The 15,394-nt window shown below is 67.6% G+C and carries 13 protein-coding genes; 7 read left to right on the forward strand and 6 right to left on the reverse strand.

Annotated elements, in window-relative coordinates; genetic code table 11:
- The first annotated feature begins 155 nt into the window (after window positions 1-155).
- The 6 genes from ACWDUN_RS26860 to ACWDUN_RS26885 all read left to right on the forward strand — a co-directional run bounded on the left by ACWDUN_RS26860 (window position 156) and on the right by ACWDUN_RS26885 (window position 9,661).
- Window positions 156-1,547 carry a WS/DGAT/MGAT family O-acyltransferase gene (locus ACWDUN_RS26860; protein WP_449933504.1) on the forward strand — a complete coding sequence of 464 codons (1,392 nt, stop codon included), beginning with the start codon at window positions 156-158 and terminating at the stop codon, window positions 1,545-1,547.
- 42 nt (window positions 1,548-1,589) lie between these two features.
- Entirely contained in the window at window positions 1,590-3,101 is a 1,512-nt protein-coding gene (locus ACWDUN_RS26865; RefSeq protein WP_449933506.1) for an alpha/beta hydrolase, read from the forward strand.
- Between the two features lie 86 nt (window positions 3,102-3,187).
- Window positions 3,188-4,654, forward strand: a complete 1,467-nt coding sequence (locus ACWDUN_RS26870; protein ID WP_449933507.1) for an alpha/beta hydrolase — start codon at window positions 3,188-3,190, stop codon at window positions 4,652-4,654.
- Between the two features lie 67 nt (window positions 4,655-4,721).
- Complete coding sequence (gene glnA / locus ACWDUN_RS26875) at window positions 4,722-6,062, forward strand: type I glutamate--ammonia ligase (protein ID WP_449933509.1); 1,341 nt, start codon at window positions 4,722-4,724, stop codon at window positions 6,060-6,062.
- Between the two features lie 9 nt (window positions 6,063-6,071).
- Entirely contained in the window at window positions 6,072-9,032 is a 2,961-nt protein-coding gene (locus tag ACWDUN_RS26880) for a bifunctional [glutamine synthetase] adenylyltransferase/[glutamine synthetase]-adenylyl-L-tyrosine phosphorylase (protein WP_449933510.1), read from the forward strand.
- Window positions 9,033-9,034: 2 nt separating this feature from the next.
- Entirely contained in the window at window positions 9,035-9,661 is a 627-nt protein-coding gene (locus ACWDUN_RS26885; RefSeq protein WP_449933512.1) for a PaaI family thioesterase, read from the forward strand.
- Window position 9,662: 1 nt separating this feature from the next.
- Here ACWDUN_RS26885 and ACWDUN_RS26890 read toward each other — a convergent pair whose 3' ends face one another.
- The 3 genes from ACWDUN_RS26890 to glnA (ACWDUN_RS26900) all read right to left on the reverse strand — a co-directional run bounded on the left by ACWDUN_RS26890 (window position 9,663) and on the right by glnA (ACWDUN_RS26900) (window position 12,116).
- Entirely contained in the window at window positions 9,663-10,079 is a 417-nt protein-coding gene (locus ACWDUN_RS26890; RefSeq protein ID WP_449933514.1) for a DoxX family protein, read from the reverse strand.
- Window positions 10,080-10,105: 26 nt separating this feature from the next.
- Entirely contained in the window at window positions 10,106-10,537 is a 432-nt protein-coding gene (locus ACWDUN_RS26895) for a DoxX family protein (RefSeq protein WP_449933515.1), read from the reverse strand.
- A gap of 142 nt (window positions 10,538-10,679) precedes the next feature.
- A complete protein-coding gene (glnA, locus tag ACWDUN_RS26900; protein WP_449933516.1) occupies window positions 10,680-12,116 on the reverse strand; it encodes a type I glutamate--ammonia ligase in 1,437 nt (478 codons plus the stop codon).
- A 116-nt stretch (window positions 12,117-12,232) separates the two neighbouring features.
- Here glnA (ACWDUN_RS26900) and ACWDUN_RS26905 point away from each other — a divergent pair, with 116 nt between their 5' ends.
- Window positions 12,233-12,700 carry an RDD family protein gene (locus ACWDUN_RS26905; protein WP_449933519.1) on the forward strand — a complete coding sequence of 156 codons (468 nt, stop codon included), beginning with the start codon at window positions 12,233-12,235 and terminating at the stop codon, window positions 12,698-12,700.
- Here the strand turns inward: ACWDUN_RS26905 and ACWDUN_RS26910 are convergent.
- From ACWDUN_RS26910 to ACWDUN_RS26920, 3 genes are all read right to left on the reverse strand, one after another.
- Window positions 12,697-14,499 carry an amidohydrolase gene (locus ACWDUN_RS26910; RefSeq protein ID WP_449933521.1) on the reverse strand — a complete coding sequence of 601 codons (1,803 nt, stop codon included), beginning with the start codon at window positions 14,497-14,499 and terminating at the stop codon, window positions 12,697-12,699. The genes ACWDUN_RS26905 and ACWDUN_RS26910 overlap by 4 nt on opposite strands.
- Window positions 14,500-14,532: 33 nt before the next feature.
- The gene (locus ACWDUN_RS26915) at window positions 14,533-15,285 is read right to left on the reverse strand and encodes a DUF4191 domain-containing protein (RefSeq protein WP_449933523.1); all 753 of its coding nucleotides are present in this window, start codon (window positions 15,283-15,285) and stop codon (window positions 14,533-14,535) included.
- A gap of 9 nt (window positions 15,286-15,294) precedes the next feature.
- On the reverse strand, window positions 15,295-15,394 hold a 100-nt coding region (locus tag ACWDUN_RS26920; protein WP_449933533.1), incomplete at its 5' end, for a hypothetical protein.

The following is a 15,394-nucleotide window of genomic DNA, read 5'->3' on the forward strand; positions in this document are numbered from 1 at the left end:
CCTCAATATGTGGTTGTCGGGTAGATCCTCGTGGCCGCTGGGCGGTCCCCGGGTCTTCTGACGTACTCGAGTCTGCCACCGAAGGCATACCCGGGTGAACGCCCTGTTGAGTGGATTTGCTCACACCCGGACCCACCGGCCCTACCATCGGCTGCATGCAACGGCTCAGCGGACTCGACGCCAGCTTCCTGTACCTCGAGACGGCCGCGCAGCCGCTGCATGTTTGCTCGATCCTGGAACTGGACACCTCCACCGTGCCCGGCGGCTACACCTTCGACCGGTTGCGCGACGAACTGGGCATGCGGATCAAGGCCCTGCCGCAGTTCCGCGAGAAGCTCGCCGACAGCCGCCTGAACCTGGACCACCCGGTGTGGGTCGAGGACGAGGACTTCGACGTCCAGCGGCACCTGCACCGCATCGGCCTGCCCGCACCGGGCGGCCGGGTCGAACTGTCCGAGATCTGCGGACACATCGCGTCGTTACCGCTGGATCGCAGCCGGCCACTGTGGGAAATGTGGGTCATCGAGAACGTTGCGGGCACCGACGCGCACTCGGGTGGACGACTGGCCCTGCTGACCAAGGTCCATCACGCCGCCGTCGACGGGGTCACCGGTGCGAACCTGATGTCGGCGCTGTGCACCACCGAACCCGACGCGCCGCCACCGGACCCGGTGGCCGGGGTGGGCGGCGCCACCGAACTGGAGATCGCGATCACCGGGGCGGTCAAGTTCGTCACCCGCCCGCTGAGACTGGCCAATGTGCTGCCCTCGACGGTGTCGACCGTCGTCGACACCGCGCGCCGGGCGACCAAGGGCCTGACCATGGCGGCCCCGTTCGCCGCGCCCAAGACCGCGTTCAACGCGAATGTGACTGGGCACCGCAACATTTCGTTCGCCGAGCTCGACCTCGATGATGTCAAGACGGTCAAGGACCGGTTCGGGGTGAAGGTCAACGATGTGGTGATGGCACTGGTCTCCGGTGTGCTGCGCAGGTTTCTACTCGACCGCGACGAGCTGCCCGAGTCGTCGTTGGTGGCGATGATCCCGGTGTCGGTGCACGACAAGTCCGATCGGCCGGGACGCAATCAGGTCTCGGGGATGTTCTCCTCGCTGCACACCAACATCGCCGACCCCGCCGAGCGGCTGATCGCGATCGCCGAGGCGAATTCGGTGGCCAAGCAACACAGCTCGGCCATCGGGGCGACCCTGCTGCAGGACTGGACGCAGTTCGCCGCGCCCGCGGTGTTCGGGGTGGCCATGCGGGTGTACGCCCGTAGCAAGCTCTCGGCCGCCGCGCCGGTGCACAACCTGGTGGTGTCGAACGTTCCCGGCCCGCAGGTGCCGCTGTACCTGTTGGGCTGTGAGGTCAAGGCCATGTATCCACTCGGGCCGATCTTCCACGGCTCCGGCCTGAACATCACCGTGATGTCGCTGCGCGGCAAACTGGACGTCGGCATCATCTCCTGCCCGGAACTGCTGCCCGACCTGTGGGAGATGGCCGACGACTTCAGCCTCGAACTCGACGAGTTGCTGAACGCGCCCAGGTAGCCTCACCTGCCGCGATATCGACGCATGGCAGCATGGTCTGCCATGAACCTCACGCGCGGGATTCTCGCGGCCTCCATGACGGTGCTGCTGGTCTCCGGATGCAGCAATGTCGTCGACGGCCGTGCCGTGCTGTCCGCACCCCGTCCGGGCACGCCCGTGCAGTGGGCGCCGTGCGAGGCCGGCGCGGGGGAGTCGCAGATCCCCACCGGCGCCGAATGCGGGATGCTTTCGGTGCCCGTCGATTACGACAACCCCGACGGTGACGTCGCACAGATCGCCATGCTGCGCATCAAGGCGACCGGTGAGAAGGTCGGCTCGCTGTTCGTCAATCCGGGCGGGCCCGGCGAGTCCGGCGTCAAGGCCGCGGCCTCCCTGGTCGGCAGCCTGCCACCGGCGGTGCGGGAGCGGTTCGACCTGGTCGGCTTCGATCCGCGCGGTGTCGCGGCGTCCAAACCGGCACTGTGGTGCAACTCCGATGAGGACAACGACCGGCTGCGCGCCGACCCGGTGGTCGAGTACACCGACGAGGGCGTGGCCCATATCGAGTCCGAAACGCAGGCGTTCGTCGACCGCTGCGTGGAGAAGATGGGCGAGGAGTTCCTGGCCAATATCGGAACCGAGAACGTGGCAAGGGATCTCGACGCCATGCGCGAGGCCGTCGGCGACGAGAAGCTGACCTATCTGGGCTTCTCCTATGGCACCCGGATCGGGGCCACCTACGCCGAGTTGTTCGGCGGTGACAAGGTGCGCGCCATGATCCTCGACGGCGCCGTGGACCCCAACGCCGACCCGCTGGAGGCAGACCTGCGGCAGGCGAAGGCATTTCAGACTGCCTTCGACGATTACGCCGCCGACTGCGCCCAGGACCCGGACTGCCCGCTGGGCACCGATCCGGCCAAGGCGACCGATGTGTACAAGTCAATGGTCGAGCCCCTGGTCGAGAACCCCGCCGAGACCCGGGACCCGCGCGGCCTGAGCTATGGCGACGCCCTCGTGGGCACCATCCTGCCGCTGTACTCACCGAACCTGTGGCGCCACCTCACCGATGCGCTCACCGAACTACGCGCCGGCCGCGGTGACACCATGCTGGCCCTGTCCGACCTGTACATGGGTCGAGATGCCAACGGGCACTACAACAATTCGACGGACGCCCGGATCGCGGTCAACTGCGTCGACGAACCGCCGGTCACCGATCGAGAGGCGATCATCGAACAGGACCGCCAGGCCCGCGAGGTCGCCCCGTTCATGAGCTACGGCGATTTCACCGGCAACGCGCCCCTGGGCACGTGTGCGTTCTGGCCGGTGCCGCCGACCTCAGAGCCGCACGAGCTGAGCGTCGAGAACATGCCGCCGACGCTGGTGGTCTCGACCACCAACGACCCGGCGACCCCGTATCAGGCCGGTGTCGACCTGGCCCGCCAGCTCGGTGGCACGCTGCTGACCTACGAGGGCACCCAGCACACCGTCGTCTTCCAGGGCAACGAATGCGTCGACGACATCTCGGCCGAGTACCTGATCGACGTCGTCGTCCCGCCCGAGGGCACCCGCTGCTAGACCACCACCGCTGAAGGTCACGGCTGCGTCACCGTCTGATCTCCGCGCCGGTTCGTGCTCGGAGACGACGCGCGGCGCGTGCGAGCATGACCGACATGTGGCTGGCGGGCAGACTTTTCGCGATGCTGCTGGCCCTGCTGGTGGTGGCCGGCCTGCCGGCGATTCCGGCGCAGGCGGCCGTGGTGTGGGGCAACTGCGCACAATTCCTCGGTGACCGACCGGTGATCGGGACGGCGCAATGCGCCACCGTCGCCGTCGACGGCGCCCAACTGGCCGTCATCCGGGTCCCGGCATCGGGTCAGCGCATCGGCGCACTGCTGGTCAACCCGGGCGGGCCGGGCGCCTCGGCCGTCGACACCGTCGCTGATATGGGGACCGCCCTGGCCGACACCGAACTGGGCAGGCGCTTCGATCTGGTGGGCTTCGACCCGCGCGGTGTCGGGCACTCGACCCCGCAACTGCGCTGCCGCACCGATGCCGAGTTCGACGCCTATCGGCGCGAACCGATGGCCGACTACAGCCCCGCCGGGATCGCCCACATCGAGGGTCTGCACCGCTGGTTCGCGCAGGCCTGCCTGGACAAGATGGGGCCGCAGTTCCTGGCCGACCTCGGCACCGTGACGGCCGCGAGCGATATGGACGCGGTGCGCGCGGCGCTGGGTGATGAGCAGCTGAACTATCTCGGGTTCTCCTATGGCACCGAGCTGGGGACCGCCTACGCCGAGCGCTATCCGGAGCGGGTGCGGGCCATGGTGCTCGACGGCGCGCTGGACCCCGCGGCCGACCCGATCGACGAGAACATCGCGCAGCTGGCCGGCTTCCAGGCCGCATTCGACGAATACGCGACGGACTGCGCGCGGTCGGCCGACTGCCCGTTGGGGACCGACCCCGCCCTGTTCGTCACCCGCTATCACGAACTGATCGACCCGCTGGTGCAGCGTCCCGGCGCCACCTCCGACCCGCGCGGGCTCAGCTATGCCGATGCGATCACCGGGACCGCCAACGCGCTCTACTCGAAGCGGTACTGGCCCTATCTGACCAGCGGGCTGCTCGGCCTGCGCCGCGGCACCGACGCCGGTGACCTGTTGATGCTCGCCGATGACTACCTCAACCGCGACGCGGCCGGCCGCTACACCAATCAGCAGGATGCGTTCACCGCGATTCGATGTCTCGACGCGCAATACCCGACCGACCCTGCCGTGTGGGCCGAGGCCGACCGACGCGTCCGGGCCGCCGCCCCGTTCCTGGAGTACGGCACCTTCACGGGGCAGGCGCCCCGCGATATCTGCGCGCTGTGGCCGGTGCCCGCCTCCGGTCACGCCCGCGCCGCCGTGTCACCGGGGCCGGGCAAGGTGATCGTGGTGTCGACCACCCGCGACCCCGCCACCCCGTATCAAGCCGGGGTGAATCTGGCCCAGCAGTTGCAGGCCCCGCTGGTGACGTTCGACGGCAGCCAGCACACCGTGGTGTTCAACGGTGACGCCTGCGTCGACACCGCGGTACTGGCGTTTTTCACCGACCTGGCGCAGCCGGCGCCGGGTCTGCGGTGCTGACGGATTCGGCGCATCGCGGACTCGGCCGCGTAACACAGATTTAACAGCCGGTACCTAGGCTTCCAGCATGGACCGCCAGAAGGAATTTGTGCTGCGCACGCTGGAGGAACGCGATATCCGGTTCGTCCGGTTGTGGTTCACCGATGTGCTCGGGTACCTGAAGTCGGTCGCGATCGCGCCCGCCGAACTCGAGGGTGCGTTCGAAGAGGGCATCGGGTTCGACGGTTCGTCAATCGAGGGCTTCGCCCGGGTGTCGGAAGCGGACATGGTCGCCCGGCCCGATCCGTCCACCTTCCAGGTGCTGCCGTGGTCGGACAGCGCGGGCCGGCACCACTCGGCGCGGATGTTCTGCGATATCACCATGCCCGACGGTTCCCCGTCGTGGGCGGACTCGCGGCATGTGCTGCGCCGCCAGCTCGCCAAGGCCAGCGACCTCGGGTTCTCCTGCTACGTGCACCCCGAGATCGAGTTCTTCCTGCTCAAGCCCGGCCCCGATGACGGCACGCCGCCGATCCCGGCCGACAACGGCGGTTATTTCGATCAGGCCGTGCACGATTCGGCCCCGAACTTCCGCAGGCACGCCATCGACGCCCTGGAGCAGATGGGCATCTCGGTGGAGTTCAGCCACCACGAGGGTGCGCCCGGGCAGCAGGAGATCGACCTGCGCTACGCCGACGCGCTGTCGATGGCCGACAACGTGATGACCTTCCGCTACCTGGTCAAGGAGGTGGCCCTCGGTGACGGCGTGCGCGCGTCGTTCATGCCCAAGCCGTTCGCCGAGCATCCCGGATCGGCGATGCACACCCACATGAGCCTGTTCGAGGGTGAGACCAATGCCTTCCACAGCCCCGATGACCCGCTGCAGCTGTCCGACGTCGGCAAGTCGTTCATCGCGGGCATCCTGGAGCATGCCAACGAGATCAGCGCCGTCACCAATCAGTGGGTGAACTCCTACAAGCGACTGGTGCACGGCGGCGAGGCGCCGACGGCCGCGTCCTGGGGTGCGGCCAACCGCTCGGCGCTGGTCCGGGTGCCGATGTACACCCCGCACAAGGTGTCCTCGCGACGCGTCGAGGTGCGCAGCCCCGACTCGGCGTGCAACCCGTATCTGACGTTCGCGGTGCTGCTGGCCGCCGGTCTGCGCGGTATCGAGAAGAACTACGTGCTGGGCCCGCAGGCCGAGGACAACGTCTGGATCCTGACGCCGGAGGAACGGCGCGCCATGGGCTACAAGGAACTGCCCGGCAGCCTCGGCGTGGCGCTGACCGAGATGGAGACCTCCGAACTGGTCGCAGAAGCGTTGGGGGAGCACGTCTTCGACTACTTCTTGCGCAACAAGCGCACCGAGTGGGAGAACTACCGCAGCACCGTCACCCCGTTCGAGTTGAAGAACTACCTGTCGCTGTAGCTTGAGAGGGTGCCCAAACCAGCGACGCAACGACCGAAGTTGCCCGGTGTCGGCCGGCTGGGTCTCGTCGAGCTGACCGCCCGCGCGGACCTGGACCGGCTCGGCTGGAACACCGACGACCATGTCGAACTGCTGTGGTCGCTGTCGCGCGCACCCGACGCCGATGCCGCGCTGCGCACCATGGTCCGGCTGGCCGACGCGCTCGAAGGCGACTGGGACGAACTGAATCGGGCACTGCTCGAGGACAAGTCGCTGCGCGGCCGGCTGTTCGCGGTGCTGGGCGGTTCACTGGCCCTGGGTGATCATCTGGTGGCGCGCCCGCTCTCCTGGCGCCTGCTCGCCGGCCGGGTCGCGTTGCCGTCCGCCGAGCAGCTGCGCGAGACATTCATCGCCCAAGCCCGCGCGATCACCGACCTGCGTCTCGCCGGCCTGGAGCTCAAGACGCTGTACCGCGATCACCTGTTGGTGTTGGCCGCCCTGGATCTGGCGCCGACGGTGGAGAACGAACCGGTGCTGCAGTTCAGCACCGTCGGTGAGCACCTGTCCGACCTGGCCGATGCCGCCCTGGCCGCCGCGCTGACCATCGCCGAGAAGACGGTCTGCGGCGATGACACCCCCGCACCGGTGATCGCCGTGATCGCCATGGGCAAATGTGGTGCCCGCGAACTGAATTACGTCAGCGATGTGGATGTCATCTTCGTCGTCGAGAACGCCGACGCGATCACCACCCGAGTGGCCGGGGAGATGATGCGGTTCGCCGGGGAGACCTTCTTCGAGGTCGACGCCGCGCTGCGACCGGAAGGCAAACAGGGCCAACTGGTCCGCACGCTGGAATCCCATATCGCCTACTACGAACGGTGGGCCAAGACCTGGGAATTCCAGGCACTGCTGAAGGCGCGCCCGGCGGCGGGGGATCCCGAACTCGGGGCGCGCTATATCGAGGCGTTGATGCCGATGGTGTGGACCGCCTGTGAGCGCGCGGATTTCGTCCCCGACGTGCAGGCGATGCGCCGTCGGGTGGTGGAACTGGTGCCGGCCGGGGTGCGCGAACGCGAGATCAAACTGGGCACCGGCGGCCTGCGCGACGTCGAATTCGCGGTGCAGCTCCTGCAATTGGTGCACGGACGCACCGATGACTCGTTACATGTCGCCTCGACCGTCGACGCACTGGCCGCACTGGGCAGCGGTGGTTACGTCGGTCGCGACGACGCCGCCAACCTGACCGCCTCCTATGAGTTCCTGCGGCTGCTGGAGCACCGGCTGCAGCTGCAGCGGCTCAAGCGCACCCATATGTTGCCCGAGCCCGATGACGAGGAGTCGCTGCGCTGGCTGGCCCGCGCCGCGCACATGCGTCCCGATGGCCAGCACGACGCGCTCGGCGTGCTGCGCAACGAACTCAAACGCCAGAACCACCGGGTGTCCCGCCTGCACGCCAAGCTCTTCTACCAGCCGCTGCTGGAATCGGTTGGCACGCCGGGTATCTCGGACGTGATGTCGACCGAGTCGGCGGAACGTCAGCTGGCCGCGCTCGGCTATGAGGGCCCGCAGAGCGCGCTGACCCACCTCGCCGCGCTGACCGCCGAGAACGGCCGGCGCGGCCGGGTGCAGCAGGTGTTGTTGCCGACGCTGCTGGAATGGTTGTCCGATACCCCCGATCCGGACGCCGGTCTGCTGTCCTACCGTCGGATCAGCGAGGAACTCGGCGAGATGCGTTGGTATCTGTCGACCCTGCGCGACGAGGGGGCGGTCGCCAAACGACTCATGCGGGTGCTGGGCACCTCGGCCTACATTCCCGAACTGTTGATGCGGGCGCCGGAGGTGATCAAGCTCTACGCCGACGGACCGTCGGGACCCAAGCTGCTCGATGCCGATCCCGACACCGTCGGACGTGCCCTGGTCGCCTCGGCCGCCCGCTACCAGGATCCGGCCCGCGCCATCGCCGCGGCGCGCACGCTGCGCCGTCACGAGTTGGCGCGGGTGGCCTCGGCCGATCTCCTCGGCATGCTCGAGGTGACCGATGTCTGCCGGGCGTTGACCTCCATCTGGGTGGCGGTGCTGCAGGCCGCACTCGATGTGGTGATCCGCGACAAATCCCCCGAGGGCGGCCCGCCGGCGAAGATCGCGGTCATCGGCATGGGCCGGCTCGGCGGCGGTGAGCTCGGCTACGGCTCCGACGCCGACGTCATGTTCGTCTGCGAGCCCGCCAACGGCGCCGAGGAATCGGCGGCGGTCAAATGGGCGGTGTCGATCGCCGAGCAGGTGCGCGCGCTGCTCGGAACACCCAGTGCCGATCCACCTTTGGAGGTCGACACCGGATTGCGGCCGGAGGGTCGCAACGGTCCGCTGGTGCGGACGCTGGCCTCCTATGAGGCGTACTACTCGCAATGGGCGCAGCCCTGGGAGATCCAGGCGCTGCTGCGCGCGCATCGGGTGGCCGGCGATCTGGAACTCGGTGAACGGTTCCTGCTGCTGGCCGACAAGACCCGGTACCCGGCCGGCGGGGTGTCCGCCGAGGCGGTGCAGGAGATCCGCCGGGTCAAGGCGCGTGTCGATGCCGAGCGGCTGCCGCGCGGGGCCGATCCGAACACCCACACCAAGCTCGGCCGCGGCGGGCTGGCCGATATCGAGTGGACGGTGCAGCTGATGCAGCTGCGCCATGCCCACGAGATCCCGGCGCTGCACAACACCTCCACGCTGGCCACCCTCGACGCCATCGGTGCCGCCGAGCTGCTGGCCGAAGGTGATATCGCGCAGTTGCGCGAGGCCTGGCTGACCGCGACCCGAGCCCGCAATGCGCTGGTGCTGGTGCGCGGAAAGGCCACCGACCAGCTGCCGGGTCCGGGCCGTCAGCTCAACGCCGTAGCGGCCGCGGCCGGTTGGCCCAACGGCGATGGCGGCGAGTTCCTGGACAACTACCTGCGGGTCACGCGTCGAGCGAAGACCGTGGTGCGCAACGTTTTCGGAGGTTAGACATGCAGCCCTTCGCCGAGATCAGCGCCGACGAGCATGACCGTCAACGGGCGCTGTACGAGCCGCTGACGGCCGCGGTCCGCAAACTCGTCGATGTCAGCATCCGGACCGGTGCCGACGCCGAGACCGTCCGCCGCGCCCAGGCGGCCATCGAGGCCGTCACCGAGGCGCTGGAACGAGAGCAGCACGACGGCCCGCGAACCGTGCGGCACGCGGTCACAGGGCGGCCGATCACCTGGGCCGACCCGGCGATCGGGCTGCGCAATGCGATCGCGCCGCCGCTGACCATCGAGCACACCGACGACGGGCGGTGCTGGACGGAATTCACCCTCGGTGCGCCGTACGAGGGGCCGCCGGGCCGGGTGCACGGCGGCATCTGTGCGCTGGTGCTCGACCACATTCTCGGCGAGGTCGCCAGCGAGGGGCTGGTCAAACCTCGGTTCACCGGCACACTCACGCTGAAATACCTGCGCGGCACCCCGCTCGGTCCGCTGCGCGCGGAGGCCTGGGTGGATCGCACCGAGGGGATCAAGGCCTTCGCCCGCGGTCAGATCCTGGATGCCGAGGGCGTGACGGTGGAGGCCGAGGGCATCTTCATCATGCCGGCCTGGGCGCGGCCGGCGGTCTGAGTCAGGCCCGGCGTCTGATGACGCGCTCCAGCGCGATCGACCCGCCACCGATGAACACCAGCAGCAGGAACGCGAAGCAGTAGAGCACCGTGAGCTCACCGCCGTTGTCGATGGGCCACAGGGCCTTCGGCTGATGTGCGGTGAAGTAGGCGTAGGCCATCTCGCCGGAGGCGATGAACGCCGCGATGCGGGTGAACAGACCGGTCAGGATCAGCAGGCCGAGCACCAGTTCCAGGACGCCGGCGTACCAGTACGGCCAGGTGCCGACGGGCACGGTGCCGCTCTCCGTGGCGGTGGGGAAGCCGAAGAGCTTCTGGGTGCCGTGCACGGTGAACAGCAGTCCGAAGACGATCCGGAAGGCCGAGAGCACGACGGGCGCGAACTTCGAGAGCGTGGTGTCCATATCGGTCGATACCATGATCAGATAATAGGACTGCGGTCCGCTTAGTGGCTAGTGCTCGGTGTCCGACCTCGCAGCCGGTCCAGGGAGTACGGGCCGGCGCCGGTGAACACCAGCAGGAAGAACACGAAACAGAACAGGATGGGTTCCAGCCCGCCGTTGCCGCCGTACTCGGGCGGCACGATCGGCCACAGACCCATCGGTTGGTGCTGCCAGAAGTAGGCGACGGCCATCGTGCCGGAGGCGAGGAACGCCGCGGGGCGGGTGAACAAGCCGACCATGATCAGCAGTCCTGCCACCAGTTCGATGAGCCCCGCATACCAACCGGGCCAGGATCCGGTGGGCATCGCCATCGCGATCGGCCAGCCGAACATCTTGGAGGTACCGAACGCGGTGAACAGGAAGCCGAAAACGATTCGGACAAGGCTCAGCACCGCCGGTGCCGCCGCGTTGAGGCGATCGGACAGATTGATCATGTCTGAGGACCCTACCCAGTCCATGAGACAGGTGCCGACTTACGAACAAGAGCCGAGCAGACGCAAAAGTGCCCCAAATCCGAAGATTTGGGGCACTTTTGTTGGGGGTACCTCCCGCTTGCGGGGGACTGCTCGCGACGGATTACACGTCGTAGTACAGGCTGAACTCGTACGGGTGAGGGCGGATCTGGATCGGCATGATCTCGTTCTCCCGCTTGTAGGAGATCCAGGTTTCGATCAGATCCTCGGTGAACACGCCACCCTCGGTGAGGTATTCGTGATCCTCTTCGAGCTTGTCGATCACCGCCGACAGCTGGGTCGGGGCCTGCGGGATGTTGGCGGCCTCGTCCGGCGGCAGCTCGTAGAGGTCCTTGTCGACCGGGGCCAGCGGCTCGATCTTCTTCTTGATGCCGTCGATACCGGCCATCAGCATGGCCGCGAACGCCAGGTACGGGTTGCCCGAGCTGTCCGGGCAACGGAACTCCAGGCGCTTGGCCTTGGGGTTGTTGCCGGTGATCGGGATGCGCACACAGGCCGAGCGGTTGCGCTGGCTGTAGACCAGGTTGATCGGCGCCTCGTAGCCCGGGACCAGGCGCTTGTAGGAGTTCACCGTCGGGTTCGTGAACGCCAGCAGCGACGGGGCGTGGTGCAGGATGCCGCCGATGTAGTGACGGGCCATGTCCGACAGGCCGGCGTAACCGGACTCGTCGTGGAACAGCGGCTTGCCGTCCTTCCACAGCGACTGGTGGGCGTGCATGCCCGACCCGTTGTCACCGAACAGCGGCTTCGGCATGAAGGTGACGGTCTTGCCGTTCTTCCATGCGGTGTTCTTGATGATGTACTTGAACAGCAGCACGTCATCGGCCGCGGCCAGCAGCGTGTCGAACTTGTAGTTGATCTCGGCCTGGCCGGCGGTACCGACCTCGTGGTGGCCGCGCTCCAGGGTGAACCCGGCGTTGATCAGGTTGGTGGCCATCTCATCGCGCAGGTCGACATAGTGGTCATACGGCGCGACGGGGAAGTAGCCGCCCTTGGGGCGGACCTTGTACCCGCGGTTGGGGGAGCCGTCGGCCTCGTAGGGCTCGCCGCTGTTCCACCAGCCCGACTCCGAGTCGACCTCGTAGAAGGTGCCGTTGATCTTCGAGTCGAAGCTCACCGAGTCGAAGATGTAGAACTCGGCCTCGGCGCCGAAGTAGCAGGTGTCGGCGATGCCGGTGCTGATCAGGTAGTTCTCCGCCTTGCGGGCGACGTTGCGCGGGTCGCGCGAGTAGGCCTCACGGGTGAACGGATCGTGCACGAAGAAGTTCATGTTCAGCGTCTTCGCGGCACGGAACGGGTCGATACGCGCGGTGGCGGGATCGGGCAGCAGCATCATGTCCGACTCGTGGATCGACTGGAAGCCGCGCACCGAGGAGCCGTCGAAGGCCAGGCCGTCCTCGAACACGCTCTCGTCGAACGCATCCGCCGGGATCGAGAAGTGCTGGACGACACCGGGCAGATCGCAGAAACGGATGTCGACGTATTCGACGTTCTCGTCCTTGATCAGCTTGAAGATGTCGTCGGAGGTCTTTTCTGCCACTACAAGTTCTCCTTTTCTGGTGACCCGCGCGTTGACGCTATGGACACCATGTTGCACGGTCGTCAACCATATGTTGCGTAGAAGTTACGCAATGCCCCCGTCCTATGCTGGGGGCCATGGCCCGCGGAATCTCATCCTGGTTGTCCGGACCGGAACCCTCGAATTCAGGGGCCCCCAACGACGAGTACCCAGGACACCGCTTGGGGCTGCCACAGAGCGGTTCAGGTTCGATCGCAGGGTTCGGTCGACGGCTTGGCGCGATTCTGGTGGACTGGCTCGTCGCGGTCGGACTCGCTGCCCTGCTCGTTGCGATCGGCCTCGGCCCGATTTACGACCTGCAGACAACCCAGTTCGTGCTGTGGTTCGTGCTCGGCGTGGCTGCGGTACGACTATTCGGATTCACACCAGGTCAGTTCGCGCTCGGGCTGACGGTGGCGTCGGTCGACAACCGCGAGCATGTGGGACTTGGCCGTGCCCTTGTCCGCAACTTGCTGATCGTCCTGGTGATTCCCGCCCTGTTCACCGATTCCGACCAGCGCAGCCTGCACGACCTGGCGACCAAGACGGCGGTCGTGCGGCGCTAACCGGTCTCGTGCCGGATCCGGCCGTTCATCATCGTCATGGTGATGTTCGCGGTGTGGATGTCGTGCGGATCGATCTCGAAGATGTTGCGGTCCAGAGTGATCAGATCGGCGCGCTTGCCGACCTCCACCGAGCCGACCCGGTCGTCGAGCCGGATCTGATACGCCGCGCCGAGGGTGTTGGCGTGCACGGCCTGCCCGACGGTCAGCTTCTCTTCGGCCGGTGTGAGCACCGCGGCATCCGCCGACCCGATCAGCTGCCGGGTCACCCCGATCTGGATCGAGTCCAGCGGCTTGTAAGTGGAGAAGTACCCGGCCGCCGGCCAATCGGTGCCCAGTGAGATGTGACCACCGGAGCCCAGCACAGCCTGCGGCCGGTAGAGCAGATCCTTGCGCGGCGCCCCGTAGCGGGCTCCCATGTTCTCGATGGTGTCCGGGTCGGCGGACATCCAGTTCGCCGAGAACTGCGCGGTGACCCCCAATTCCGCGAAGCGTGGCGCGTCGACGTCCTCGACGTACACCAGGTGCGCGATGGTGTGGCGCCGGTCGCGCGGCGGGTTGGCCGCGATGGCACGTTCGATGGCGTCCAGCCCCACCCGGACGGTCCGTTCACCGCAGGCGTGGATGTGCACGTCGACACCCGCGGCGTCGGCATCGCCGACGAGCCGGTGCCACTGCTCCTCGGTGAATGGGGAGGCGCCCGTCGATTCGGGCTTGTCGGCGTAGGGCTCGATGAGCCAGGCGGTGTAACCGCCCTGAGTGCCGTCGCCGATGATCTTCACGACGCTTACCGACACCAGCTCTCCGGTGACCTCGTCACGCACCGCAGCGAACTTCTCGACGGTGCCCTCGATCGGGGTGGTGCGCACCGAGTAGGACGCGACCACCCGGAACGGCAGTTGATCGCGCCGCTCGAGGTCGGTGTAGAGCCGCAGGATCGCGGCCTGGTCGTCGCCGATGGGCGGCACCCCCGCATCGAAGACGGAGGTGATGCCGGCCGCCGACGCCTTGGGCAGCCAGCCCTGCACAAGGGCGCCCATGGTCTCGGGCGAGATCGGCTCGACGGCATCGACCAGGCCGAGCACGGCGTTGACCTCCAGGACGTAACCCGTCGGCTCGCCGTTCTCATCGCGGGCGTAGTAGCTGAATCCGGGTACCGGGTCCGGGGTGTCGCGGCCGACGCCGGCCATCTCCAGCGCCGTGCTGTTGGCCCACAGGCTGTGCCCGTCGATGGCGAAGAAGAACCCGGGCCGGTCGGGCAGCACCCGGTCAAGGTCCGCGCGGGTGGGGCCCTGCGGGCCGAACATGTCGACGCGCCAACCGAATCCCCGCACGGCGCCGGTCGGGTTGGCCTTGGCGTAGGCATCGATGGCGTCCAGCGCCTCGGTCAGCGTCGGGACCTGCAGGTCGACGCCGGAGGTCAGGAACGCGCCGAGGAAGGGGTGGGTGTGGCCCTCGACGAAACCGGGCATCAGCAGCCTGCCGCCCAGGTCGATCACCCGGGTGTCGGGCCCGGCCAGCGCCGTGGCCCCGGCGTCGTCACCGACGTAGCTGATGGTGTCGCCGGTGACGGCCACCGCCTGGGCCCACGGCGTGGGGCCGGCGACGGTGTATACGCGGCCGTTGTGAAAGACGAAGTCGGCCGTGGTGCCCGGGACCGGGGGCGTCGTTTCCGATGATGAGCAGGCGGCCGATGTCCCGGTCGCCGCGACGGCCAGGGTGACCGTGGCGGCGCGCAGCACCGTGCGGCGACTCGGCTTCAGCGCGGCGAAATGCGGGGCCCAGTCGCATGCGGTGCACATGCGAGCAATCTAGGCCAATATTTGCGCCGACGACTATTTACGTCGGACGGTGCGTCCGACGCCGCGCATCTTGGCCTGGGTGGGCAGCGGACCCTTCGGCATGGCGGCCGGGCCGATCTTGGAGCCCAGTGCCACCAGCCTGGACTCGAGTGCGTCCATCTGCTTGACGGTGATGTTGGCCGGCAGCTTGCCCAGATGCCGTTCCAGTTTGGCCAGCGGCACCTCGCCCTCGCCGTTGCCGACCACGAAGTCATAGATCGGCACATCGCCGACCAGCCGTGCGGTCTTCTTCTTCTCCTGTGCCAGAAGCGGTTTCACCCGGTTGGCCGAGCCCTCGCCGACCAGGATCACGCCCGGGCGGCCGAGCACCCGGTGCACCGCGTCGAAGTGGCCGGTGGCCGCGACACCCGGGGTGACCCGCCAGCGTCCCCGCAGATTGTCCAGCGCCCACGCGGCGGCACCGGTCTGGCCCTCGGCCTTGCGGTACACCGACTTCTGGGCGCGACGGCCGAAGATGATGAAGGCGACCAGCGCGCCCAGGATGATGCCGAGCGGGATCAGCATGTACATGGTGAAACCGCCGGCCAGCACGCCGAGCGCGATCGAGGCGCCGACGATCAGGACGAACGCCCCGATCATGTACGGCAGCAGCCGCTTGTCCTCTTTGCGCTGGATCTGGAAGGCCTGCCACAGCTGACTACGACGCTGCTTGGATGCGGCCTTACGAGCGGCCTTCGCCTCGGCTTTGGCAGCCTTGGTCTGGGCGGGGGTACGCGATTTCGCCATTCGACAAGTTTACGATGCGCCGGCGGCGGCTCTGACCCGTGCGGCCTCGGCGTACAGCTTGCCGGCGCGGTAGGAGGAACGCACCAACGGTCCGGCCAGTACCCCGAGG

The organism is Mycobacterium sp. NPDC003323 (assembly GCF_053589535.1).